Here is a 22,262-nt window from a genome sequence, read left to right on the forward strand (position 1 = left end):
TCGGGGTGGTTCTCAATTCTCGCTGAAAGGCTGGTCCGCGTACATGTCTGCGTCGGTGATTCCCCTGGTGCCCCGAACCGGGTTCACGGTGCGACGGGTGGGAGAGCGCTGGGAGCTGGTCAACTCCCGACATTACGGACGCGGCGTGGTGCTGCAGTCCTGGCCGCGCGACCGCCACACCGAGGCCTTCGAGCATTGCTACCGGCTCAACGGCCGCGGAATCGAAGAGCTACGGGCAGCTTTCCGCTGATCCGGACGAAACTCGCAAGCCGTACACGAAAATCCGTGTGACAGTGTCGATTCGATAACAGACAACCCGATCACCTGCAAGACGTGCGAATCGGGCATTGTCCCCTCTATTGTGTTCCCTCGTGCGTTCCCCCAAGGCCCGGCGCGTGGCCTCCTCCGCTTGTGTCCTCGCGGCCGCTGCCCTGATTCCGGCCGCGCCCGTCCTCATTCCCGTCGCCGGCGCGGTCCCCGCGCACGCGCAGGGCCCGATCGCGGGATTCGACGCGGATATGAGCAGACGCATCGCCGCGGTCGACGACTATCTCGCCACCCGCCCCGGCGTCACCGGTTATGTGATGCGCGACCGCGTCACCGGCGGCATTTACCGGAATGGCAACGCGGACACCAACTTCTGGACCGCGTCCACCATCAAGCTGGCGATCGCGGAGGATCTGCTGAATCGCGCCCGGGTCGGCGCCATCGCGCTCGGTCCCGACGACCGCGCGCTCATGGAGTCGATGCTGGCTACCTCCAACGACAATGCCGCCGACATCCTGTGGAACAAGTTCGCCGGATTCGACCGCATGGCGTTCAACAACGCCTTCCGGGCCAACGGCATGGTCGGGCTGATCCCGCTGCCGCCGACCACCTCGCTCGAGCAGATCAAGCTGTTTCCGGACTGGGGCTTCCAGCAGTGCTCGCCCGCCGACCTGGATCGGCTGATGGACAACATCCTCACCCGCATGCACCCCGACGACCGCGCGTACCTGCTCGACCGCATGCGCCGCGTCGACACCAACCAGCACTGGGGCGTGTGGGGCGCGGGCGCGGCCATGAACCCGGGTCTGAAGAACGGGTGGTCCGACGAGCAGGGCGGCTGGGTGGTCAACTCGGTCGGCTTCGCCGGTCCCGGCGAGCGCTACACCCTGGCGATCATGACCGAGCAGGGCAACCAGGGCGGCTACCTCGAAGGCTCCGAAACCACCACGCGCGTCGCGCAATTGCTCTTCCAGGGGCGCTGAGCCACCTCGCCCGAACATCAGCGCGGGCGGCCTTCCCGGCCGCCCGCCACCGGGCTCGCGCCAATCCGCACTGAACGACCGCCCCTATTGTATTTTCGGGTGAGCTGTCTGAAAGGTCTGTTTTCGGTCGGTCCTGATTGGGCTGCGCTACTCACACTGCATTACCGTTGTGCGTGAGTTGTCGTAGTTTCACCGTCTGGCGAGGAGCAGGAACTAGATGAACGCCGAGAATTCCGTCGCACAGCGCCATCGGGTGGTGGTGATCGGGTCCGGGTTCGGTGGACTGTTCGCCTGCAAGCACCTGCGCAAGGCCGACGTCGACATCACACTCATCTCCAAGACGTCCACGCACCTGTTCCAGCCGCTGCTGTACCAGGTCGCGACCGGCATCCTGTCCGTCGGCGAGATCGCCCCGGCCACCCGCATCGTGTTGCGCAAGCAGCAGAACACGCAGGTGATCATGGGCGAGGTCACCGATATCGACCTCGAGGGCGGCACCGTCACCTCGCGCCTGCTCAACCGGGACTACGTCACCCCCTTCGACAGCCTCATCGTCGCCGCGGGCGCGCAGCAGTCGTACTTCGGCAACGACCACTTCGCCACCTACGCCCCGGGCATGAAGACCATCGACGACGCCCTCGAACTGCGCGCTCGCATCCTGGGCTCCTTCGAGGAGGCCGAACTGGCCACCGACCAGGAGACCCGTGACCGGTTCATGACCTTCGTCGTGGTCGGCGCCGGCCCCACCGGCGTCGAGCTGGCCGGGCAGATCGCCGAACTCGCCGACCGCACCCTGGACGGCACCTTCCGCAATATCGACACCCGCGACGCGCGCGTCATCCTGGTCGAGGGCGCGGGCGCGGTACTCGCCCCGATGGGCCCCAAGCTGGGCGCCAAGGCTCACAAGCGGCTCGAGAAGATGGGCGTGGAGATCCAGCTCAACGCCATCGTCACCAATGTCGACGCGCGCGGGGTCACCGTCAAGGACAAGGACGGCTCCGAGCGCCGCATCGAATCCGCCTGCAAGGTGTGGTCGGCGGGCGTGCAGGCCAGCGGCCTGGGCAAGATCCTGGCCGACAAGTCCAAGGGCACCGAGGTGGACCGGGCCGGGCGCGTCATCGTCGAACCGGACCTCACCATCAAGGGCTACCCGAACGTGTTCGTGGTCGGCGACCTGATGTCGGTGCCGGGCGTGCCCGGGCAGGCCCAGGGCGCGATCCAGGGCGGCACCTACGCCGCCAAGGCCATCAAAGCCGAGACCGAGGGCAAGCAGAAGGTCGAGGACCGCAAGCCCTTCAAGTACTTCGACAAGGGCTCGATGGCCACGGTGTCGCGGTTCAACGCGGTCTGCCAGGTGGGCAAGCTGGAGTTCAGCGGCTTCTTCGCGTGGCTGGCCTGGCTGGGTCTGCACCTGTGGTACCTGGTCGGCTTCCGCAGCCGCTTCGTCACGGTGCTGGAGTGGTTCGTGTCGTTCCTGGGCCGCCACCGCGGTCAGATGGCGGCCACCGAGCAGTGGGTGTTCGCACGGCTCGCACTCGAGGCGCTCGACGATCCCGCCGAGGCGCTGGAATTGGCCAAACAGATCGGCGCGGCCGAAAACGCTTCCGGGAACGGCAAATCCGTGGCGAATTCCGACTCGGCGAAATCCACCGAACAGCGCGCGGGCTGACAGCTCGGCCCGGCCGTCCTTCGAATGAGGGTCGGACCGGGCGGCGTGTCCAGACCAATCCGGCACACCGCCGGATCCGAATGTCCGACGTCTGTCGATATTCGGAAGAAAGGTCATTCATGGGCAAACGCCAACCGGTCGATACTGTTTCGCCGCGGCGACGGCGCCTGGGCACACTGGCGGTCGCGGGCGCGCTGCCGCTGGTCGCCGCCCTCGCCGCCGCCGGAACCAGTGCGGCGGAACCGGTTTCGTCCGACGAGACCCAGCCGGCGGTGGTCGACAATCAGCCCGGCGCCATGCTGCCGGGCGGCACCGACGCCCAGCCGGGCGTAGTCGTCGACACCCCGTTCGGCACGCTGACCGTGCCGATGCCGCAGGCCATGGCCGACGGCGCGCACACCTATCTGGCCGCCACCGCGGCCGAGGTCGCCCCGGACGAGCTGATCGAGCCCGCCGCCGAGGTCGTCCTCCCCGTGCGAGTCAGCCGCAACTCCACCACCGGCGTGCGTGACATCCCCAACGCGCCGCTGACTCCCGTCGACAACGGCAAGCTGCGCCGGCCCGACTCGCCGGCCGCCCCCGAGGTGGCGCCGATCGCGGCACCCGAGGGCAAGCTGCGCCTCGGCGACACCCAGGTCGACATCCCGGCCTGGCTCGACGCGGACCAGGCCGCCCAGGTGAACGCGCTCGCCGCGGGCGCCGAGGCCGAACTGGCCCGCACCTACGACTCGGCCGGCTTCGAGCCGAGCCGGTCGGACCGCATGGCCGCCGCGACGATCGGCTCGGCCGCGGTGGGCGCGGCGGTCGGCGTGGGCGTGGCCGCCCCGCTCGAGATCGCCGGCGGGGTCATGGGCGGTGTCATCGGCGCGATGGCGGGCACGCCGTTCGCGCCGGCGGGCTGGGTCTTCGGCCCGGCCGCGGGCGCGACCGCCGCCGTGAGCCTGATCGCGGTGCCGGCGGCCACCGCCGGGGCCGTGATCGGCGGTGCCGTCGGCGCGGTCAACGGGTACCTGACTCCGGCCACCCCGGGCGCCGTCGTGGACCGGGCGACCGGTCTCGACGACACCACGGTGGACGCGCCGAGCGCCGATGAGGCGTCCGTTCAGGAGTGATCGCCGAGCTAACGAGGCCGGAATCTGTTGTCGAGGATTCCGGCCTCTTGCTTATGCAGAACCCGCTCAATCCGCTAATTTTCGGTTATCACAACGATTTTCGGTCGTCCTCGTCCTCACCAATCCAGGTGGTCGGTGGGTTCGAATGTCGGTCGTCCCGATGTTCCCCCTGTCCAGAAAGGTCATGTATGGCCGCAGGTAAGCACCGAGCGCTCAACCCGCACCGGAACAAGGTCGGCAATGTGGTGGCGGCGGGTGCGGTCCCGCTAGTCATGGCGATCGTCGGATCCGGTGCCGCCAACGCCGCCCCGTCCGAGGTCGCTCCGGCGGCGCAGCGTGACGACGCGCCCAAGGCCCAGTGGCCGGCCGCAGCCGCCCCGAATGTGAATCCCTATGAGGGCCTGCACATTCCGAATGACACCAAGAGCTCCCTCCAGTGGTCGCGTCAGGCCCCGGACAAGAGCTACCTCGCCCCCGTGGGCGTACTCCACCCGCCGGTTCCGGTTTCGGCCGTGCCACCGATCGCGCCGCCGCCGGGCATGTTCCGGTTCGGCGACGTGACGGCTCCGGCGCCCGACTGGATCGACAACGAACAGGCGATCCAGATCAATGACAATGCCGCGCAGGTCGAGGCGAATCTCGCCACCTTCCTCGACTCGGTCGGCATGGAGCGCAGCCGCTCCGACCGGATCGCCGGGCAGACCATCGGCACCGCGGCCATGGGCGCTGTCGCCGCCGCTGTCGCCGCCGCCCCGATCGAGCTCAGCGCCGCCGCCGTCGGCGCGGTGACGGGCCTGGCCGTCGGCCTCCCGCTGTTCCCGGTCGGCCTGGTGGCCGGTCCCGTTCTCGGCGCGGCCACGGGCGCGGCCATGATCGCCATCCCGGCCGCTGTCGCCGGTGCCGCGGTCGGCGCCGCCGTCGGCGCGTTCAACGGATTCAACGCACCGCCCCGCGTCGTCGGCGACTGATCCCTCCCCGACGAGGCCGCTCGACCAGGTAGATGTGCGCACGCGGCGGAAACCAGCGGTGAGGTTGGTTCCCGCCGCGAACGCGACCCGCTGTGGCCCGAAGGCTCCGCGCACGAATCGAAGTTCTTGCGCGACAGCCGTTTTTCGATACTCCGGTCAGGCCGTCAGCAGTCGACCGGTCCGCGTGAACAGCGTGCCACCCGCGGCCAGCGGCAGCAGCGCCTGATCCAGGCCCGCCGTATCGGCCGGGCGATCATCGGGATAGGTGAGCACGCTCTCCAGCGCCCGCGGCCCCGACAGCGCGTCATCGGTGATCGCCTCGGAACCCAGTTCCAGTCGGTGCCGCAGCAGCGGAATCGCACCGGCATCCGCGATCAATTCCCCGGTCCAGTGACCGTGGTCCTCCCCCGTGCGGCCGATCTGCACCCGTTCCCGAAGTCGCAGCCGCGCACCGTCTTCCAGGCGCACCGTGGTGAACGTGTCGTGTTCCGCGCCGCCCGCGACCACGGTCGGTTCCGGATCGAAGTCCAGTTCCCCGCCTGCGGCCACCTCGAAACGCCAGTGCGCCACCGACTTCCGGGTCTCGCGGCCCGGCAGCGCGATGGTCGCGGCCACCGACCGCACCCGCAGCCGCGCACCCGCGCCCACCGTGATCGTGATGTCCAGGACGTCGCCACCCAGCGGTGTGGCGGCGGTGCCGATCAGGTGCACCGTGTCCGGGCCCGTGTGCCGCGCCGCCAGGCCGCCGACCGCGTGAATGCGCGGCAGCGTCCCGGCGGACGCGGTGATACGGAGCTCAGTGCGAATGGGCACCGCCCGCGGTCAGCGAATGGGCAGGGCCCGCGGTCAGCGAATGAGCAACGCCCGCATCCTGTTCGGCGGCCAGCCGCAGCTGCTCGCGCACCCACGCCAGCACCGGCGTCGCGGCCGGATCCTCGGTGAGGGAGGTGAACACGAACGGGCGGCCCTCGCGCACGGTCGTCGAATCACGGTCCATGACCGACAGATCCGCGCCGACCATCGGGGCCAGATCGGTCTTGTTGATGACCAGCAGATCCGACCAGGTGACACCCGGGCCGCCCTTGCGCGGCACCTTGTCGCCGCCGGCCACGTCCACCACGAAGATCTGGGCGTCGATCAGGCCGGAGGAGAAGGTGGCGGTCAAGTTGTCGCCGCCGGATTCCACCAGGATCAGATCCAGCGGCGGGTTGGCCTCGATCAGGTCGTCGATGGCGTCGAGGTTGGCGGTGATGTCGTCCCGGATGGCGGTGTGCGGGCAGCCGCCGGTCTGCACGGCGGTGATGCGCTCGTCCGGCAGCACCGCGTTGCGCCGCAGGAAGTCGGCGTCCTCGGTGGTGTAGATGTCGTTGGTCAATACGGCCAGCGACAGCTCGTCGCGCAACTGCCGGCACAGGGCCGCGGTCAGCGCGGTCTTGCCCGATCCGACGGGACCGCCGATCCCGATCCGCACCGGTTCCCCGGGCGTCCGCTCGCGCTTGGGCCGGTCGTGACTGTGATCGTGCGGTTCCCCGTCGATGAGGTGAGGTGGCATGTGCGCTCCTTTCACCCCCATCCTGACCCAGTCACGTAAACCGGGTGTTACCTGGCCCGTGACCGGCTACGACGCGAACAGCGGCATGTCCCGGCGGGGGTGCCGTTCGGCGAGCACGTCCTGCAGCGGGTCGGACAGCGCGGCCAGCGATTCGGTGGCGGTGCGGGCGGTGGCGTCGCACACCGGGGCGAGGCGGATGGTGCAGGCGGCGACGGCGGCCGGATCGAGGGCGAGCAGGCGCTGTGCGGCGGTGGCCGCCCCGGTCATGGTGGTGTAGACGGTGACGGCGGCGATATCGGCGGGGGTGGCCTCGCACACCGTGCCGACCACGCCGAGCACGGTGGACAGATGAGGGCGGGCGCCGAGCGCGTGCCACTCGGCGTGCGGCCAGACCTGTTTGGCCAGCCGCAGCAGGCCGCGGCCCTGGGCGCGAGAGGCGGTGCGGGCGGCCGGGGACGGGGTGCGCGCGTCGGCCTCGAGTTCAGCGCGCCGCGGGTCGAGGGTGCCCGCGCAGACCGCGGCGGCCAGCGAGGCCGCCACCAGTCCCGAGGTGCGGATGCGGCGGCGCAGGAACAGTTCCACGCTGGGCACGTCGCGCAGCAGACCGGAGGCGATGGCCTCCTCGACTCCGCCGGAGTGCACGTGCCCGCCGATCGGCAGCCGGGAGTCGGCGAGGGTCAGCAGGGTGGCCAGGCTCATCGCCGCACGTCCGGGTGTCGCATGGGTCGATCCTAAGCGGCACCCGGAGCGGCGGTGACGACTAGGTGAGCAGGCAGGGCATCGCCGCCGAGATGCTCTGCAGCGCACAGGTGATGGAGTTGGACAGCCCGGCCGAGCCGGTCATCGGCACCAGCCCGGCGACCGGGGCGGCGCCGGTATCGGTGACGGGCACCAACTCGACCGGGGCGGCCATGGCCGGGGCGGCGCCGATGCCGGAGGCGATGGCGGCGACGGCAAAGGCTTTCAGTGCAACGTTTTTCATGAATTTCCCTTTCTCACACAGCATCCTCACAGGATGTGATCGCAGCGAGACTAACCCACGTTCCACAGGTGTGAACGGTGTTTGTTTCAAAATGCGCGACTTGACCTGAATATTAGTTGAGGTTGCAGACTGGGCGGGCAGAACGTCAACGAGGTAGAGGAGTCGCCGTGCACGCCATCCGTCTTCACGAGTTCGGGCCCGCCGAGAACCTGCGGTACGAGACCGTCGCGGACCCCGAGCCCGAGGCCGGGCAGGTCCGGATCGCCGTCCGCGCCGCGGGGGTGCATCTGCTGGACACCTCGATTCGGCAGGGCGTGGCGGGCGGCCCGCTGTCCTTGCCCGAGCTGCCCACCATTCCGGGCCGCGAGATCGCCGGGACCGTGGACCGGGTCGGGCCCGGCGTCGACGAAAGCTGGCTCGGGCGAGCGGTTGTCGCGCACATCGGGCAGGCGCCGGGCGGGTACGCCGAGCTCGTGGTCACCGAAGCCGAACGGCTGCACCCGATTCCGGACGGCCTCGACGCGGGTTCGGCGGTGGCCATGATCGGCACCGGCCGGACCACACTGGGCATTCTGAGTTTCGCGGAGGTGGGCCCGGAGACCATGGCCCTGGTTCCGGCCGCGGCGGGCGGCATCGGCACCCTGCTGGTGCAGTACCTGGTCTCGGCGGGCGCGACCGTCATCGGGCTCGCGGGCGGCCCGGTGAAGACCGACCAGGTGTACGAGAACGGCGCGGACCTCGCGTTGGACTACCTCGATCCGTCCTGGCCCGAGGCCGTGCGCGCCAAGTACGGGGACCGACCCGCGACCCTGCTGTTCGACGGGATCGGCGGCGAGATCGCGCGCACCGCGGTCGATCTGCTGGCAGACGGCGGCGTCCGCCTGGTGTTCGGCTGGTCCGGCGGGGAAGTGGAACTCGACGAGCAAGCCTTGGCCGCGCGTGGCATCACCTCGCAGGTCACGCTCGGTCCGCCCATGCTGCAGCGCGGGGGCGGCTTGCGCGCCTTGGAGACGCGCGCGCTGGCCGAGGCCGCGGCGGGCCGATTGCGTCCGGCGGTGCAGTCTTTCCCGCTCGCCGAGGCGGCGGCCGCGCACCACTCCCTGGAGACCCGCGCGACCACCGGCAAAGTGGTCCTAGTCCCCTGACCGCCGCCTGAGGCTGCGTTCCATGAACCGCTGCGCCGCCCCGCGACGCAGATCCGTCCAGGCCTGCACCGGGCCGGTCCACCAGGGCGAGATCTCGAGGGGCCGCGCGACCACGGCGTGACAGACCAGGTCGGCCGCCTCGTCGGCGGTCAGCCCGGGCACGCCCGAGAAGTCGGTGGGCGCGCTCATGCGGGTGTGCACCAGCGGCATGTACACCGAGGTGGTGGTGACGCCGTCGGCGGCGATCTCGGTGGCCACCGTCCGCAGCCAGATGTCGAACGCGCCCTTCGAGGCGCCATAGGCCGCCCAGCGTGGCGCGGGCGGCATGCGCAGACCCCAGGTGGAGATGTTCACGATGTGCCCGCGGCCGCGTTCGCGCATGCCGGGCAGCAGGGTCAGCAGCAGCCGCACCGGGCCCAGATAGTTGACGTCCATGGTGCGGGTGAAATCGTGGAAACGGTCGTAGGATTCGTCGATCGGGCGGCGGATCGAGCGGCCCGCGTTGTTGATCACCACATCCACCCGGCCGTGTTCGGCCAGCACCCGGCGGCCCAGTTCCTCGACGGCGTCGAATTCGGTGATGTCGGACTGGTAGACGTGGGCGATCCCGCCCGCGGCGGTGATCTCGGCGGCCACGTCCTCGAGGTCCTCGCGCGACCGCGCGACCAGCAGGACCGTCGCGCCCGCGGCGGCCAGCTTCCGGGCCGCCGCCTTGCCGATGCCGTGCGAGGCCCCGGTCACCAGGATCACGGCGCCCGACACCGCCTCGCGCAAGGCTTTCTCGCGCGGCCGGGAGGTCGGGTAGAAGATTCTGGTCGCCACGCGTTCGGCCAGCGGTCGGCCGTTCGGCCCGGCCGGCTGGTTCGGGGCGTCGTGCTCAGCCACGTTTCCGAGCCTAACCGCCGGACCGGTAGGTGATCGCGAATGAGTGGAAATACCCTGGCCGCACTGCGGATTCCTGCACCAGGATGAGGACGATATCCCGGGGGAAGGAAACCGATGACGACTACTCGCACGCCGGAGCGACCGACGCCGGAAGAGGTGACGTTCTGGGGCTGGTGCGCCCGCGCGGTGGTGCTGGTGGTGTTCGTGCCGCCGCGATTGCTGTGGGAGGGGATCACCCGCGTGCCGCGACTGATCGCGGCGGCGTTCCGGCTGTTCACCGACCATCTCGCGAAACCGCTCGCGATCCTGTTCCGGGACTGGGTGTTCCGGCCGCTGCGCAATTTCGTGCGTGATTACCTGTGGCATCTGCTGATCCAGCAGTTGTTGTTCGGCATGGTGCTGACGCCGATCGGCGCTTTCCTGCTGGCGTACTTCCTGCGCCCGATCCAGCGCGCCATCGAGGAATGGTTGTGGCGGCGGGTGCTGAAGCCCGGCATCCCGTGGGTGTTCCGCACGATCGTGAAACCCATCGCCGAGGCGATCGGCTGGACCGTGGCGAATCTCTGGAAATGGCTTGTCGCGGTGCCGCTGTCGACGCTGTGGCGGTATGTGCTGAGCCCCGGCGGCCGCTGGCTGATGACCGCCGTCATCGAGCCGCTGGTCGAATGGCTGATCGTGTGGCCGGCGAAGCAGCTGTGGCGCTGGCTGCTGCGGCCGATCGCCTACGCGGTCGTCGCGGTGATCGTGTTCGGCTGGCGGGTGGCCACCGCCGTCGTCGCGGTCACGGTGGTCGCCCCTTGCCGATGGCTGCATCGCACGGTGCTGCGACCGCTGTTCGCGGCCGTCGCCCGGGCCTGGCGGGCCCTCGCCGATCCGTTGCGCAGGCTGTATCAGCGCGTGATCATGCCCTGGCGCGCCCGGATCACCGAGGTGTGGACCGGCCTGTTCGGCTAGTGCGCGGAACCGGCTTTCACCGCAGCCTCTTTCACGGGCGTCCCGGCCTTGGCGAAGAACGCGACCGCCGCCATCGCGGCCAGCAGGACCGCGCCGGCGGTGGTCGCGACGTGCATGCCGGTCACGAACGACTCGCGCGCGGAATCGATCAGGGCGGTATCGCCCCCGGCCTCGGCGACGGTCTCCCCCAGCGTGGACCCGAAGTTCCCGCCGGACCGGAACACCAGCGCGGCCAGCGAACCCAGCAGCGCCAGGCCCAGACCGTTGCCGAGTTCGAAGCTGGTCTCGGAGATGCCGACCGCCGATCCGGCGCGTTCGGGCGGCACCGAGGACACCGCCACCTCCGACACCAGGGTGAAGGCGATGCCGAAGCCCGCGCCCGCGACCACGGATCCGGCCACGTACCAGCCGATTCCACCGTTCACGCCGACCCCGAGCAGCATGAGATTGCCGAGTGCGGCCATGCCCAGCGCGAGCACGAAGGTGGTCTTGGTGCCGAACACCCGACCGATCCGCGCGCCGCTCATCGAGAACACGAACACCACGACCGCGCCCGGAATCCCGAGCAGCGCCGCGGACAGCGGGTCGCGGCCGGTCACCGACTGCAGGTACACGCTGGTCAGGTAGCTCATCCCGGCCAAGGCGAGCATGCCGACCGTGCTGGAGCCGATGGCCACCGAGAACAGTCCGCGACGGAACAGGCTCAGATCGAGCAGCGGTTCCTCGAGGTGGCGCTGGCGGCGGACGAACGCGGTCAGCAGCAGTGCGCCGACGATGCCGATGCCCACCGCGGGCAGGTCGAAGCCCTCGGCCGCCAAGCGCTTGACGGCGTACACGATCGGCAGGATGCCGCCGATCGACAGCAGCACACTCACCCAGTCGAGGGGGCCGCGCGCGGCGGCGCGGTGCTCGGGGAGCAGCAGCGGCCCGAAGACCAGCAGCACCAACAGGACCGGAGCGTTGATGAGGAACACCGAGCCCCACCAGAAGTGGTGCAGCAGTACGCCGCCGATGATCGGCCCGACCGCCGAGCCGCCCGCGAAGAACGCCGTCCACACGCCGATCGCGGTGGCGCGGGAACGGTCCTCGGGGAACAGGGTGGAGATGAGCGCCAGCGAGGAGGGCAGCAGTGTCGCGCCGCCCAAGCCCATGAGCGCCCGCGCCGCGATGAGCACGCCCGCGCTGGGGGCGAAAGCGGCCAGCGCCGAGGCGATTCCGAAGACGGTGGCCCCGGCCAGCAGAATATTGCGTCGCCCGATGCGGTCGCCGAGATTGCCCATGGTGATGAGCAGGCCGGCGATCATGAAGCCGTAGATGTCGAGGATCCAGAGCTGTTGGGTCGCGGACGGATCCAGGCTCTGGGTCAGGGTGGGCATGGCCAGGTAGAGCACCGACATGTCCATCGACACCAGCAGCACCGGGAGCAGCAGGACGGCCAGGCCCGCCCAGGCACGGCGCGGCGTCTTCGCGCCGGGGCGCGCGAGGGTACTCGTCATGACCTATCCTTCGGGCTGCTCGGGGCCCACCGGGCCCTGTCCATGGAACGCGCCCGGGCGTACAACGTACGCTCGAGCGCGGGTACAGTGTACGCACACCCCGCGCCGGAAGGGAACAATTCGTCCGATGACCGAGGCCAAGCTCACCCGGGCCGCCATCGTCGACACCGCCATCGCCCTCGCCGACGAGTCCGGACTCGACGCGCTGTCCATGCGCCGCATCGCCGAGCGGATGAACGCCGGGGCCATGTCGCTCTACCGGCACGTCCCCAACAAGGACACCCTGCTCGCCGCCATGACCGATGAGGTCTCGCGCCGCAATCCCTATCCCCCGGCCGAGGGGCGGGACTGGACCTGGCGCGACCGCGTGCGCATCGCCGCCGAGGTGGATTGGCGGCTCTACCAGGAGCATCCGTGGGTGCTGTTCACCTTCGCGGTGCCGCGCTACAACTTCGGCGAGCACAGCCTGATCGTGCTGAGCTGGCTGGTCGAGGGCTTCGCCGAACTCGGCGTGGACGCCCGCGAGGCGACGCGGATGTCGCTGTCGGTGTGGAGCTATATCGCGGGCGTGGCATTGCAGGAGGTCAGCGCCCGGATGCTGCGCGGCCGCGACAGTGACGGGGAAGACCGGTCAGGTCTGACCGCGCTGCTCGACGGCGATCCACACTGGCCGGTGCCGCCCGCCCTGGCCGGACTCGAGGGCACCCGCGACACCGCCCTGCTGAACCCGGAGCATCTGCTCGACACCGGCCTCACCGCGCTCTGCGACGGCTTCGCGGCCCGCACCGCGCTCTGATCCGCCCCGAAAACCGTTCGGTATCGGGCTGGTTCAACCGCCACCGCAAGTACATTCCGGTCGGTACTCTTTGAGGCGTGCGAAAGGTGGGTGATCCGCACGGGTTCCGGACGCCGAGTCCCGGAACAGCGCGGTCACCGACGCGTCGATGAACTCCCAGCGGTCACGCCGGAGCTGGGTCTCACTACCAACGATTCTCCTTTTCCGAGGTGAATGATGGCCAGGAAGTTCGAAGGACATATCGCGCTCGATATTCGTGATTCGGTCGCCGACTGGGGACCGTACGCGGAACCGACCGCCCCGCCGGGCGCGCCCAATGTGCTGTACCTGGTGTGGGACGACATCGGCATCGCCACCTGGGACTGCTACGGCGGCCTGGTCGACATGCCGAACATGAAACGGATCGCCGACAGTGGCGTGCAATTCACGCAATTCCACACCACCGCACTGTGTTCACCCACCCGCGCCTCCCTGCTGACCGGGCGAAACGCGTCGTCGGTCGGCATGGCGACCATCGAGGAGTTCAGTGACGGATTCCCGAGCCTGTCGGGACGCATCCCCGCCGACACCGCCCTGTGCTCGGAGGTGCTCGGCGAACGCGGGTGGAACACCTACGCCGTCGGCAAATGGCATATGACGCCGTTGGAGGAGGAGAATCTCGCGGCCTCGAAGCGGCACTGGCCGCTGGGGCGCGGATTCGAACGGTTCTACGGTTTCCTGGGCGGCGAGGCCGACCAGTGGTATCCGAATCTCGTGTACGACAACCACCCGATCGCGCAGCCGTATTCGCCGGAGGACGGGTATCACCTGTCGAAGGATCTGGCCGAAAAGTCGATCGAGTTCATTCGCGACGCCAAGGTGATCGCCCCCGACAAGCCGTGGTTCATGTACCTGTGCCCGGGCTGCGGGCACGCCCCGCACCATGTCGCTCAGGAGTGGGCCGATCAATACCGCGGCAAGTTCGACATGGGCTACGAGAAGTACCGCGAGATCGTGCTCGACAACCAGAAGCGCATGGGCCTGATTCCGGAGAACACCGAGCTGTCGCCCATGAACCCGTACAGCGATGTCACCAGCGCCGACGGCAAGCCGTGGCCGGCACAGGACACGGTGCGCGCCTGGGATTCGCTGTCGGAGAACGAGAAACGGCTCTTCGCCCGACAGGCGGAGGTGTTCGCCGGATTCCTCTCCTACACCGACGCCCAGATCGGGCGGGTGCTGGACTACCTCGAGGAGACCGGCCAGCTGGACAACACCATCATCGTGGCCTTCTCCGACAACGGAGCCAGCGGCGAGGGCGGCCCGAACGGTTCGGTCAACGAGATGAAGTTCTTCAACGGCTACATCGACACGATCGAGGACAGCTTGGTCAAGCTCGACGAGCTGGGTCTGCCGACCACCTACAACCACTACAGCATCGGGTGGGCGATGGCCTTCAACACCCCGTACAAGCTGTACAAGCGGTACGCCTCACACGAGGGCGGCATCGCCGATCCCTGCCTGATGGCCTGGCCGGCGGGCATCCCGGCCCGCGGCGAGATCCGCCATCAGTACCTCAATGTCTGCGACGTCACCCCCACCGTCTACGAGCTGCTGGGCATCACGCCGCCGGACACGGTGAAGAACGTGCCGCAGCGTCCCGTCGAGGGAGTCAGTTTCCGGGCCCTGTTCGCCGACGCCGACGCCGATGTCGGCAAGCACACCCAGTTCTATTCGATGCTGGGCACGCGCGGCATCTGGCATCGCGGCTGGTTCGCCGACACCGTGCACGCGGCCTGCCCGTCCGGCTGGGGACACTTCGATCAAGACCGCTGGGAGCTGTTCCATATCGATCAGGACCGCAGCCAGATGCACGACCTGGCCGCGGAGCATCCCGAGAAGCTGGAGGAATTGAAGGCGCTGTGGTTCTCCGAGGCGGAGAAGTACAACGGGATGCCGCTCAATGATCTCGATATCGTCTCCGCGCTGGTGCGCTATCGGCCGACGTACGCCAGGGGCCTGGACCGTGCCGTCTACTACCCGGACAGCGCGGAGGTCGGACCGGGCGCGGCGCTCGAGATTCTGGGCCGTTCGTTCGCGCTGCTGGCCGAGACGACGATCGTCAGCCCGGACGCGGAGGGCGTGCTGTTCGCCCACGGCGGGCGGCTCGGCGGGCACGCCCTGTTCGTCCAGGACGGTCACCTCTGCTACGTCTACAACTTCCTCGGCGAGGAGGAGCAGGCCATCGTCTCCGATTGCCGGGTGCCGCTCGGCGATCACATCCTCGGGGTGCGCTACGAACGGCACGGCACCCGGCCCGACCACTACACGCCCACGGGTGAGGCCGTCCTCTACATCGACGAGAACCCGGTGGGCTCACTCGATGACATGCGGATCCAGCCGACCGTGTTCTCCGGGGTCGGGGAGGGCGTCCGGGTCGGCCGGGACACCGGCCAGTCCGTGTCGGGCCGGTACCACTCGCCGTTCCCGTTCACCGGCGGAACCATGCACCAGGTCATCGAGGACGTGAGCGGGAAGCCGTACATGGATCTGGAAATGGCTGCGGCCGCCGCGTTCTCGCGCGACTGAGCCGCGCGCTCGGGGCGGCGGTGTTCCCGTCGGAACTTTCCGCTGGTCGCCGCCCCGAGCGCAGCCATGGTGGCACGCTGTGCACGATTGCCGATCGTGCACGGTCACGCGGTGTGCGAATACGCAGGGGCGGCAAGGAGTTACGAGCCCCGGTCAGCGCTCGATATCGCCGTCGAGGTACACCCACTTCCCCTCATCCCGGCGAAATCGGCTGTTCTCGTGCAGTTCCCCCGCCGCCCCGTGCACGCGGTAGTGCGCCCGGAATTCCACGGTCCCCTCGGTGTGGAACGGTCCCCCACCGGTCGCGCCGAGGATCTCGAGCCGATCCCAGCGCATGCCCGGATCGAAATCGACCTCGGCGGGCCGGGTTTCGGGGTCCCAGCTGCGCAGCAGGTACGCCTCGTCCTCGACCGCGAAGGCACTGAATCGCGACCGCATCAGTTGCTCGGCGGTGGTGGCGGCCCGTTCGCCGCGGTGCAGCCGGCCGCAGCAGTCGGCATAGGCGGCGGGCAGGCCGCACGGGCAGGCCTCGGGCGCGGGACGGTTCTCGCGGCGCTTCGACATGGGCTCAAGCGTAGAAGCTCCGTCCTTCGGCCCCGCCGGACACCGACCACACCTCCACGATCTGCCCGTTCTCGGCGCGCAGGATGTCGGTGCCGCTGAGTTCGCGCACGATCGTCCCGTCCGGTGCGGTGATCCGGGCGCCGTAGGGGCGGGCGATGATTCCGGTTCGGGTGTCGTCCATTTCGACGACCGGGATGCCCTGCGTGGAGAACTCCAGGCCCGGCCGCTCGGCCCGGAAGGTGTCGATGGCGGCGGTGAAGGCCGCGCGGTCCTGCACGCTGTCGTAGGCGTCCGCGCCCGGCTGGGCGTAGCGCAGGGTGAACGCGGGGGCCATGATCTCGTCGGCCAACGCGAGGTCGCCGTTCCACATCTGGGTCCAGCGGTCGAACAGGTCGATGGCGTAGTCGCGCATATCCACTCCAATAGTCTCATTGATACCGTATGACTGGTATCAAGGTATAGTCTCAGCGATACGGTGTCAAACGAGAGGGGATTCGGAATGGCCGAGCTAGGCCCGCAGGACCACATCGTGCTGGGACTCATCGCCCGCCACGGACCGCTGACCCCCTACGACATCAAGGCGCGTCTGGAGGAGAGCGTCGACAAGTTCTGGCCCATCCCCCACGCGCAGCTCTACCGCGTCCCCCCGCGCCTGGCCGATCAGGGCCTGCTCCGTGAGGAGGCCGAGGAGTCCGGCCGCCGCCGGCGCATCTTTCACCTCACCGACGCCGGGCGCGCCGAATTGACCCGCTGGCTGGGCGATCCCACCTCACCCCAGCCCGAGACCCGCGACCCCGCCCAGCTGAAACTGTTCTTCGCCGACCTGGGCGAGCCCGGCGACGTGGTGGCCCTGGCCCGCAATCAGGTTGCCGAGCACCGGCATTGGCTGGACATGTACCGCGCGCTCTACGACGAGATCGACGCCACCGACAGCGTCCGCGCCACCTCGCGGGCCCGCATCCTGCGCCTGGGCATCATGCACGAGCAGGCGTACGTGGACTATTGGAAGGAATTGGCCGCGAACCCCGATCCGCGGCCGTGACCGGTCAGTCGTCGTCGCCGACCACGACCGCGTACGCGAACCCGTCCCACCCCTTGCCGCCGACGGTCTGCACCACGGTCCCGTCCAATCGCGGCTCGGCGGCGATGAATTCGATGACCTCCCGGCTGGCTCGCACCGCCGCGTCCGCCGAATCCGCGTCCGCGATCGCGCCGTTGCGCACCACATTGTCGACGACGATCACCGATCCGGGCCGGGTCAGCGTCAACGCCCACCGCACATAGTTGGTGTTGTTGACCTTGTCGGCATCGATGAACACCAGATCGAACGGCTCGGGCCGCTCGGCCTCGAGCTCGGGCAGCGAGTCCAGCGCCGCGCCGACCCGAATCTCCACCCGATCCCCCACCCCGGCCCGATCCAGGTTCTCACGCGCGACTTCCGCGTGCAGCGGCTCGAATTCGAGCGTCACCACCCGCCCGGACTTCCCCACGGCCCGCGCCAGCCACGTGGTGCTGTACCCGCCGAGCGTCCCGATCTCGAGCACCCGCCGCGCCCGCACCGACTTCCCGAGCAGATACAGGAACTTCCCCTGCGGCGGCGACACGTCGATGGCGGGCAACCCCGCCTCCGCATTGGCCCGCAACGTCCCCGAATCCTCGTCCCCCACCAGGGTTTCGACGAGGTAGCGATCAACATCGGCCCAGTCGGCAGTCGTCATACCTCGCAGTCTGCCAGGGGTTCCCTCGGCGCTCCAGCATTGTGATCATGCCGAGGGATTCCGGTCCTCAGAACAGGAAGTAGCGCTGGGCCATCGGGAGTTCGGTGGCGGGTTGCTCGCTCCAGACCTCGCCGTCGATGCGGACGGTGAAGGTGTCGGGATCGACCTCGATGCGGGGCATGGCCTCGTTGTTGGGGAGGTCGGCCTTGGTGCGGCGGCGGACATTGGCCACCGGGACCAGTTTCCGGTTGACGCGCAGGCGGTCGGCCAGGCCGTCCTCGATGGCCTGTTCGGAGACGAAGTGCAGGGAGGTCGAGGCCGTCACGCTCGGGGCGGCGCCGAACATGGGGCGCGGGAGGACCGGTTGCGGGGTCGGGATGGAGGCGTTGGCGTCGCCCATGGCGGCCCAGGCGATCGCGCCGCCCTTGATGACGGCGTGCGGGCGGACACCGAAGAAGGCGGGCTCCCACAGCACCAGGTCGGCCAGTTTGCCGACCTCGACCGAACCGATCTCGGCGTCCAGGCCGTGCGTGACCGCCGGGCAGATGGTGTATTTCGCGACGTAGCGCCGCACGCGGTTGTTGTCGGCCGCGCCGTCGCCGGGCAGGGCGCCGCGGCGGCGCTTCATGACATGCGCCGTCTGCCAGGTGCGCATGACGACCTCGCCGATGCGGCCCATGGCCTGGGCGTCCGAGCCGATCATGGAGATCGCGCCCAGGTCGTGCAGAAGGTCCTCGGCGGCGATCGTGGAGGGGCGGATGCGGGACTCCGCGAACGCCAGGTCCTCGGGGATGGACGGGCTCAGGTGGTGGCACACCATGAGCATGTCCAGGTGCTCGTCGAGGGTGTTGATGGTGTGCGGCCGGGTCGGGTTGGTGGAACTGGGCAGCACGTTGAGATGCGAAGCGACGGTGATGATGTCGGGCGCGTGGCCGCCGCCCGCGCCCTCGGTGTGATACGAGTGGATGGCCCGGCCGCGGATCGCCGCCAGGGTGTCCTCCACGAATCCCGCCTCGTTCAAGGTGTCCGAGTGCAAGGCCACCTGCACGCCGGAGGCATCCGCGACGGTGAGGCAGCGGTCGATGGCGGCCGGGGTGGTGCCCCAGTCCTCGTGCAGTTTGAAACCGCCCGCGCCGCCACGCAATTGCTCCCACAGCGCGTCCTCACGCACCGTGTTGCCCTTGCCGAGCAGCAGGATGTTCACCGGCCAGGAGTCGGTGGACTCCAGCATGCGGGCCAGATGCCAGGCGCCGGGGGTGACGGTGGTGGCCTTGGAGCCCTCCGCCGGGCCGGTGCCGCCGCCGACCAGGGTGGTGATGCCGCCCGCCATGGCCTCGTCGAGGATCTGCGGGCAGATGAAATGCACGTGGCAGTCGATGGCGCCCGCGGTGACGATGCGGCCATTGCCGGCAATGATCTCGGTCGACGGACCGACCACCAGGTCCGGGTGCACGCCGCTCATGGTGTCCGGGTTCCCGGCCTTGCCGATGGCGACGATGCGGCCGTCACGAATACCGATGTCGGCCTTGATGATTCCCCAGTAGTCGACGATCACCACGCCGGTGATGACGGTGTCCGGGGTGCCCTCGGCGCGGGTGGCGCGCGCCTGGCCCATGGATTCGCGCAGCACCTTGCCGCCACCGAACACGGCCTCGTCACCGGCGAGTCCGGGTCCGCCGCTGCGGTCCTCGGTGATCTCGATGAGCAGGTCGGTGTCGGCGAGCCGGATGCGGTCGCCGACGGTGGGCCCGAACAGTTCGGCGTATCGGGCGCGAGAGAGTTCGGCCATCAGATATCCAGCTTTCCGGGAGGGGTGAGGCTGATTCCGTGCACTTCGCGGTCGCCGCCGAGCGGGACCAGCGAAACCCGCTGCCCCAGACCGGGTTCGAACCGCACCGCGGTACCGGCCGGAATGTCGAGACGGTGGCCGTGCGCGGAGTCGCGGTCGAACTCGAGCGCGGAGTTGGCCTGCGGGAAATGCACGTGCGAGCCGACCTGCACCGGCCGGTCACCGGTGTTCACGACATCGAGTTCGATGCGATCCGCGCCGGCATTGAGCTCGATCGTGCCCTCGGCACAGAGGTATTCACCAGGAATCATCGCGCGTCATCCGATCGGGTGGTGGACGGTGACGAGCTTCGTGCCGTCGGGAAAGGTGGCCTCGACCTGCACGTCGTGGATCATCTCGGGAATCCCGTCCATGACGTCGTCGCGGGTCAGCACGGTGCGCCCGGAGGCCATCAACTCGGCTACCGTGCGCCCGTCCCGCGCTCCTTCGAGCACGTGATCGGTGATGATCGCGATCGCCTCGGGATGATTGAGTTTCAACCCGCGCGCCTGCCGCCGCCGCGCCAACTCGGCCGCGTAACTCAACAGCAGGCGTTCCTGCTCGTGCGGCGTCAGTCGCATGCGGGCTCCTCGGCAATCACGGGGACGGATCGTCGGTCATTCTGGCACGACCCGCGTTACCAGCATGTTTCGGAGATATACGATTGTCCGTCCCCGCGTCCGGACCCCCGAATCCGGCTGTGCCCGACTCAGTTCTGCGGGCTGAGGTTCTGCAACCGCACCTGCCCGCGAGCCACCGTCCGCTCCTGCTCATCGGTGATGACGACCTGCCACAACTGCTGCGAGCGCCCCCGATGGATCGGCGTCGCCACCCCGCTCAACTTCCCCTCGCGCACGGCCCGCAGAAAGTCGGTGTTGTTGTTGACGCCGACCACGGTGCCGCGGTCACCCAGCCACGCCCCGCCTGCCACACTCGCCAGCGTCTCGATCACCGTGCAGTACACGCCGCCGTTGACGATCCCGGCAGGCTGATACAGCTGCGGTGTCACCACCCACTCCGCCGCCACCCCGTCCCCGCTCAGCTCGGTGAACTTCAACCCGATGAGATCGGTGAACGTCCCCTCACTGAGCTTGTTCATCAGCTCGGGCGTCACGTCAGCCAGCGATTTGATCGAAGAGAAGTCGTCGCTCATATGCACACATTTGCACATCCACGCGACCCGCCCGCTACCGGGGACCCCGGCAGCCGCGGCCGATCACGATCTGCGCGAGATGATCATGATGTATTCGCAGGGAGCGTTCGTCCGATTCGCGAAGCCGTGATCCGCGTCGGCCTGAAAGAAAATGGAATCGCCCGTGTTCAGCGTTTCGGTGATCCCGCCGATCGCGACGGTGAGGGTGCCGTCGAGCACCACGAGTTGCTTCTCCGAACCCCGCGGATACGCGGGCAGCAGCCCGGTGGAAACCTGCGCGGGGAGATAGTGGACGACCATCTCGCCGCCTCCCGCACCCGGGGCCGCCGACACCATGTGCCGCTCGAATCCGGTTTCCGGGTCACGGAAAACGGGCCGATCGTTCTTGCGCATGACAACGGCCACCCCGGACGCGGCAGCGGCCGCCCCACCGATCAGCTCGGAGAGCGACGCGTCGAGCGCGTGAGCGATCTTGGACGCGACGCCGATCGTCGGACTCTTCTCCCCGCGTTCGACTTTCGACAGCATCGCCCGGCTGACCGAGGACTGCGTGGACAACTGCTCCAACGTCAGACCCGCCTCCTCGCGGCGTCGCCGCACATTCGCGCCGAACGCCCCGGCCAGGTCGTCACCGTGCCGTGGTTCGTCCGCGTTTCCGTCTTGCTCGATCACCGCGCTCCTCGATCGCTGGATGCCTCGTTGCCCACAGTGTAGATTTCTTCCAAAGAAGATTTTGTCTCCCATCGGAGACATGCGCTCAACCCGACGGAGATTCCATGCGTTTGATCTCGAGTGGCCGCCACCATGCCGCCTTCGAATTCGGTGACCTGCAAGTGATCTCATTGCGAGACGGCTACATCGACATGCCGCCGACCCGGCTCCGCGACGAGGACGGGCGCCCCCTCCCCCAGCTGCCGACCGCCGTACCCCTGGTCGGCGACAACCTGCGGCTGTCGGTCAACGCCTTCTTCGTCACCGACGGCACCCGCTCGATCCTCATCGACACCGGCGCCTCCAACGCCTGGCACGACCCCACCATGGGATTGATCTACGACGCGCTCGAAGAAGCGGAAATCGACCGCACACAGATCACCGACGTCGCCATCACCCACCGGCACGAGGACCACGTGAGCGGCCTGATCACCCCGGACGGTTCGGAAGCGTTCATCGAACTCGAGCGCATCTGGATCGGAGCGGGCGACACCTCGGTGTTCACCGGCCGACTCGAGCCGCTCCGCGACCGGGTCGTACCCGTGCCCGACAAGGTCGCGATCAACAACTGGACCACCGCGATCCCCACCCCGGGCCACACCCCCGGCCACACCATCTACGACATCACCAGCGGCGCCGCCCATCTACTCATCTGGGGCGACACCGTGCACGTTCCCACACTCCAATTCGAGCAGCCGACCGTGTCCTGGGAGCTCGACGGCAACCTATCCCAGGCTCGCGCCGCCCGAGTAGCGCTCCTCGAACGCTTGACCCGCCCAAACCATTTCGTCGCCGGCGCCCACCTCGACTCCCCCGGCATCGCTCGCGTATCCCCCTCCGGCAACGGCTATGCGCTGGAATACCTCGCCCCACCGATCGGCTGATCGGACGGCCCGACGAAGACCTCGAAG

The 22,262-nt window shown here is 68.8% G+C and carries 25 protein-coding genes; 11 read left to right on the plus strand and 14 right to left on the minus strand.

Annotation, left to right across the window (positions count from 1 at the left end; genetic code table 11):
• The first annotated feature begins 43 nt into the window (after positions 1–43).
• The 5 genes from ACQPYY_RS19830 (at position 44) to ACQPYY_RS19850 (ending at position 4,999) form a co-directional block, all read left to right on the plus strand.
• Complete coding sequence (locus tag ACQPYY_RS19830; protein ID WP_357277243.1) at positions 44–250, plus strand: hypothetical protein; 207 nt, start codon at positions 44–46, stop codon at positions 248–250.
• Between the two features lie 109 nt (positions 251–359).
• Positions 360–1,250, plus strand: a complete 891-nt coding sequence (locus ACQPYY_RS19835; protein ID WP_379103892.1) for a tat pathway signal sequence — start codon at positions 360–362, stop codon at positions 1,248–1,250.
• Positions 1,251–1,467: 217 nt separating this feature from the next.
• Positions 1,468–2,919, plus strand: a complete 1,452-nt coding sequence (locus ACQPYY_RS19840) for an NAD(P)/FAD-dependent oxidoreductase (protein WP_433590512.1) — start codon at positions 1,468–1,470, stop codon at positions 2,917–2,919.
• Positions 2,920–3,038: 119 nt separating this feature from the next.
• The gene (locus ACQPYY_RS19845; RefSeq protein ID WP_433590513.1) at positions 3,039–4,031 is read left to right on the plus strand and encodes a hypothetical protein; all 993 of its coding nucleotides are present in this window, start codon (positions 3,039–3,041) and stop codon (positions 4,029–4,031) included.
• 188 nt (positions 4,032–4,219) lie between these two features.
• Entirely contained in the window at positions 4,220–4,999 is a 780-nt protein-coding gene (locus ACQPYY_RS19850; RefSeq protein WP_433590514.1) for a hypothetical protein, read from the plus strand.
• 156 nt (positions 5,000–5,155) lie between these two features.
• Here ACQPYY_RS19850 and ACQPYY_RS19855 read toward each other — a convergent pair whose 3' ends face one another.
• The 4 genes from ACQPYY_RS19855 to ACQPYY_RS19870 all read right to left on the minus strand — a co-directional run bounded on the left by ACQPYY_RS19855 (position 5,156) and on the right by ACQPYY_RS19870 (position 7,533).
• Positions 5,156–5,806: an urease accessory protein UreD gene (locus tag ACQPYY_RS19855; RefSeq protein ID WP_379104931.1), complete on the minus strand. Its 651-nt coding sequence runs from the start codon at positions 5,804–5,806 to the stop codon at positions 5,156–5,158.
• Positions 5,796–6,551 (minus strand): urease accessory protein UreG, encoded by a 756-nt coding sequence (gene ureG / locus ACQPYY_RS19860; RefSeq protein WP_433590515.1) that lies wholly within the window; start codon positions 6,549–6,551, stop codon positions 5,796–5,798. The genes ACQPYY_RS19855 and ureG overlap by 11 nt, the downstream gene beginning before the upstream one ends.
• Before the next feature lie 66 nt (positions 6,552–6,617).
• Positions 6,618–7,250, minus strand: a complete 633-nt coding sequence (locus tag ACQPYY_RS19865) for an urease accessory protein UreF (protein ID WP_379103902.1) — start codon at positions 7,248–7,250, stop codon at positions 6,618–6,620.
• A 61-nt stretch (positions 7,251–7,311) separates the two neighbouring features.
• Positions 7,312–7,533, minus strand: a complete 222-nt coding sequence (locus tag ACQPYY_RS19870; RefSeq protein WP_357277261.1) for a hypothetical protein — start codon at positions 7,531–7,533, stop codon at positions 7,312–7,314.
• A gap of 167 nt (positions 7,534–7,700) precedes the next feature.
• On the opposite strand from ACQPYY_RS19870, the gene ACQPYY_RS19875 reads away from it, so the two are divergent.
• A complete protein-coding gene (locus tag ACQPYY_RS19875; protein WP_433590516.1) occupies positions 7,701–8,678 on the plus strand; it encodes a zinc-binding dehydrogenase in 978 nt (325 codons plus the stop codon).
• On the opposite strand, the gene ACQPYY_RS19880 is transcribed toward ACQPYY_RS19875, so the two are convergent.
• Positions 8,667–9,563 carry an SDR family NAD(P)-dependent oxidoreductase gene (locus tag ACQPYY_RS19880; RefSeq protein ID WP_433590517.1) on the minus strand — a complete coding sequence of 299 codons (897 nt, stop codon included), beginning with the start codon at positions 9,561–9,563 and terminating at the stop codon, positions 8,667–8,669. The genes ACQPYY_RS19875 and ACQPYY_RS19880 overlap by 12 nt on opposite strands.
• A gap of 114 nt (positions 9,564–9,677) precedes the next feature.
• Between ACQPYY_RS19880 and ACQPYY_RS19885 the strand changes: the two genes are divergently transcribed.
• Positions 9,678–10,517 (plus strand): hypothetical protein, encoded by an 840-nt coding sequence (locus ACQPYY_RS19885; RefSeq protein ID WP_433590518.1) that lies wholly within the window; start codon positions 9,678–9,680, stop codon positions 10,515–10,517.
• Here ACQPYY_RS19885 and ACQPYY_RS19890 read toward each other — a convergent pair.
• On the minus strand, positions 10,514–12,013 hold the full coding sequence (locus ACQPYY_RS19890) for an MFS transporter (RefSeq protein WP_433590519.1): 1,500 nt from the start codon (positions 12,011–12,013) through the stop codon (positions 10,514–10,516). The two genes, ACQPYY_RS19885 and ACQPYY_RS19890, sit on opposite strands and share 4 nt — an antisense overlap.
• A 127-nt stretch (positions 12,014–12,140) precedes the next feature.
• Here ACQPYY_RS19890 and ACQPYY_RS19895 point away from each other — a divergent pair, with 127 nt between their 5' ends.
• Complete coding sequence (locus ACQPYY_RS19895) at positions 12,141–12,809, plus strand: TetR/AcrR family transcriptional regulator (protein WP_433590520.1); 669 nt, start codon at positions 12,141–12,143, stop codon at positions 12,807–12,809.
• 216 nt (positions 12,810–13,025) lie between these two features.
• Complete coding sequence (locus tag ACQPYY_RS19900) at positions 13,026–15,377, plus strand: arylsulfatase (protein ID WP_433590521.1); 2,352 nt, start codon at positions 13,026–13,028, stop codon at positions 15,375–15,377.
• 153 nt (positions 15,378–15,530) lie between these two features.
• Here the strand turns inward: ACQPYY_RS19900 and ACQPYY_RS19905 are convergent, their stop codons facing one another.
• Together ACQPYY_RS19905 and ACQPYY_RS19910 are read right to left on the minus strand one after the other, a co-directional pair.
• Complete coding sequence (locus ACQPYY_RS19905; RefSeq protein WP_379103920.1) at positions 15,531–15,941, minus strand: YchJ family protein; 411 nt, start codon at positions 15,939–15,941, stop codon at positions 15,531–15,533.
• Between the two features lie 4 nt (positions 15,942–15,945).
• Positions 15,946–16,353 carry a nuclear transport factor 2 family protein gene (locus tag ACQPYY_RS19910; protein ID WP_379104933.1) on the minus strand — a complete coding sequence of 136 codons (408 nt, stop codon included), beginning with the start codon at positions 16,351–16,353 and terminating at the stop codon, positions 15,946–15,948.
• Positions 16,354–16,440: 87 nt separating this feature from the next.
• On the opposite strand from ACQPYY_RS19910, the gene ACQPYY_RS19915 reads away from it, so the two are divergent.
• Positions 16,441–16,983, plus strand: a complete 543-nt coding sequence (locus ACQPYY_RS19915) for a PadR family transcriptional regulator (RefSeq protein ID WP_433590522.1) — start codon at positions 16,441–16,443, stop codon at positions 16,981–16,983.
• A 4-nt stretch (positions 16,984–16,987) separates the two neighbouring features.
• Here the strand turns inward: ACQPYY_RS19915 and ACQPYY_RS19920 are convergent, their stop codons facing one another.
• The 6 genes from ACQPYY_RS19920 to ACQPYY_RS19945 form a co-directional block, all read right to left on the minus strand.
• Positions 16,988–17,659, minus strand: a complete 672-nt coding sequence (locus ACQPYY_RS19920; RefSeq protein WP_433590523.1) for an O-methyltransferase — start codon at positions 17,657–17,659, stop codon at positions 16,988–16,990.
• Between the two features lie 67 nt (positions 17,660–17,726).
• Positions 17,727–19,448 (minus strand): urease subunit alpha, encoded by a 1,722-nt coding sequence (locus tag ACQPYY_RS19925; protein ID WP_433590524.1) that lies wholly within the window; start codon positions 19,446–19,448, stop codon positions 17,727–17,729.
• Positions 19,448–19,759, minus strand: coding sequence for an urease subunit beta (locus ACQPYY_RS19930; protein WP_433590525.1), 312 nt, complete (start codon positions 19,757–19,759; stop codon positions 19,448–19,450). The genes ACQPYY_RS19925 and ACQPYY_RS19930 overlap by 1 nt, the downstream gene beginning before the upstream one ends.
• A 6-nt stretch (positions 19,760–19,765) precedes the next feature.
• On the minus strand, positions 19,766–20,068 hold the full coding sequence (locus tag ACQPYY_RS19935) for an urease subunit gamma (RefSeq protein WP_357085156.1): 303 nt from the start codon (positions 20,066–20,068) through the stop codon (positions 19,766–19,768).
• Positions 20,069–20,196: 128 nt separating this feature from the next.
• Positions 20,197–20,586, minus strand: coding sequence for a PaaI family thioesterase (locus tag ACQPYY_RS19940; RefSeq protein WP_379104935.1), 390 nt, complete (start codon positions 20,584–20,586; stop codon positions 20,197–20,199).
• 117 nt (positions 20,587–20,703) lie between these two features.
• Positions 20,704–21,312 carry a helix-turn-helix domain-containing protein gene (locus ACQPYY_RS19945; protein ID WP_433590526.1) on the minus strand — a complete coding sequence of 203 codons (609 nt, stop codon included), beginning with the start codon at positions 21,310–21,312 and terminating at the stop codon, positions 20,704–20,706.
• A gap of 104 nt (positions 21,313–21,416) precedes the next feature.
• Here ACQPYY_RS19945 and ACQPYY_RS19950 point away from each other — a divergent pair, with 104 nt between their 5' ends.
• Positions 21,417–22,235, plus strand: a complete 819-nt coding sequence (locus ACQPYY_RS19950) for an MBL fold metallo-hydrolase (protein ID WP_433590527.1) — start codon at positions 21,417–21,419, stop codon at positions 22,233–22,235.
• The last annotated feature ends 27 nt before the right edge of the window (positions 22,236–22,262 follow it).

The sequence above is a fragment of the Nocardia sp. CA-145437 genome, from assembly GCF_050956485.1.
Lineage (GTDB): Bacteria > Actinomycetota > Actinomycetes > Mycobacteriales > Mycobacteriaceae > Nocardia.

Coding starts and splice junctions, on each gene's coding strand:
- ACQPYY_RS19830 (WP_357277243.1), top strand. CDS start 44: ATGTCTGCGTCGGTGATTCCCCTGGTGCCCCGAACCGGGTTCACGGTG.
- ACQPYY_RS19840 (WP_433590512.1), top strand. CDS start 1,468: ATGAACGCCGAGAATTCCGTCGCACAGCGCCATCGGGTGGTGGTGATC.
- ACQPYY_RS19845 (WP_433590513.1), top strand. CDS start 3,039: ATGGGCAAACGCCAACCGGTCGATACTGTTTCGCCGCGGCGACGGCGC.
- ACQPYY_RS19850 (WP_433590514.1), top strand. CDS start 4,220: ATGGCCGCAGGTAAGCACCGAGCGCTCAACCCGCACCGGAACAAGGTC.
- ureG (WP_433590515.1), bottom strand. CDS start 6,551: ATGCCACCTCACCTCATCGACGGGGAACCGCACGATCACAGTCACGAC.
- ACQPYY_RS19865 (WP_379103902.1), bottom strand. CDS start 7,250: ATGAGCCTGGCCACCCTGCTGACCCTCGCCGACTCCCGGCTGCCGATC.
- ACQPYY_RS19870 (WP_357277261.1), bottom strand. CDS start 7,533: ATGAAAAACGTTGCACTGAAAGCCTTTGCCGTCGCCGCCATCGCCTCC.
- ACQPYY_RS19885 (WP_433590518.1), top strand. CDS start 9,678: ATGACGACTACTCGCACGCCGGAGCGACCGACGCCGGAAGAGGTGACG.
- ACQPYY_RS19890 (WP_433590519.1), bottom strand. CDS start 12,013: ATGACGAGTACCCTCGCGCGCCCCGGCGCGAAGACGCCGCGCCGTGCC.
- ACQPYY_RS19895 (WP_433590520.1), top strand. CDS start 12,141: ATGACCGAGGCCAAGCTCACCCGGGCCGCCATCGTCGACACCGCCATC.
- ACQPYY_RS19900 (WP_433590521.1), top strand. CDS start 13,026: ATGGCCAGGAAGTTCGAAGGACATATCGCGCTCGATATTCGTGATTCG.
- ACQPYY_RS19905 (WP_379103920.1), bottom strand. CDS start 15,941: ATGTCGAAGCGCCGCGAGAACCGTCCCGCGCCCGAGGCCTGCCCGTGC.
- ACQPYY_RS19910 (WP_379104933.1), bottom strand. CDS start 16,353: ATGCGCGACTACGCCATCGACCTGTTCGACCGCTGGACCCAGATGTGG.
- ACQPYY_RS19915 (WP_433590522.1), top strand. CDS start 16,441: ATGGCCGAGCTAGGCCCGCAGGACCACATCGTGCTGGGACTCATCGCC.
- ACQPYY_RS19920 (WP_433590523.1), bottom strand. CDS start 17,659: ATGACGACTGCCGACTGGGCCGATGTTGATCGCTACCTCGTCGAAACC.
- ACQPYY_RS19925 (WP_433590524.1), bottom strand. CDS start 19,448: ATGGCCGAACTCTCTCGCGCCCGATACGCCGAACTGTTCGGGCCCACC.
- ACQPYY_RS19930 (WP_433590525.1), bottom strand. CDS start 19,759: ATGATTCCTGGTGAATACCTCTGTGCCGAGGGCACGATCGAGCTCAAT.
- ACQPYY_RS19935 (WP_357085156.1), bottom strand. CDS start 20,068: ATGCGACTGACGCCGCACGAGCAGGAACGCCTGCTGTTGAGTTACGCG.
- ACQPYY_RS19940 (WP_379104935.1), bottom strand. CDS start 20,586: ATGAACAAGCTCAGTGAGGGGACGTTCACCGATCTCATCGGGTTGAAG.
- ACQPYY_RS19950 (WP_433590527.1), top strand. CDS start 21,417: ATGCGTTTGATCTCGAGTGGCCGCCACCATGCCGCCTTCGAATTCGGT.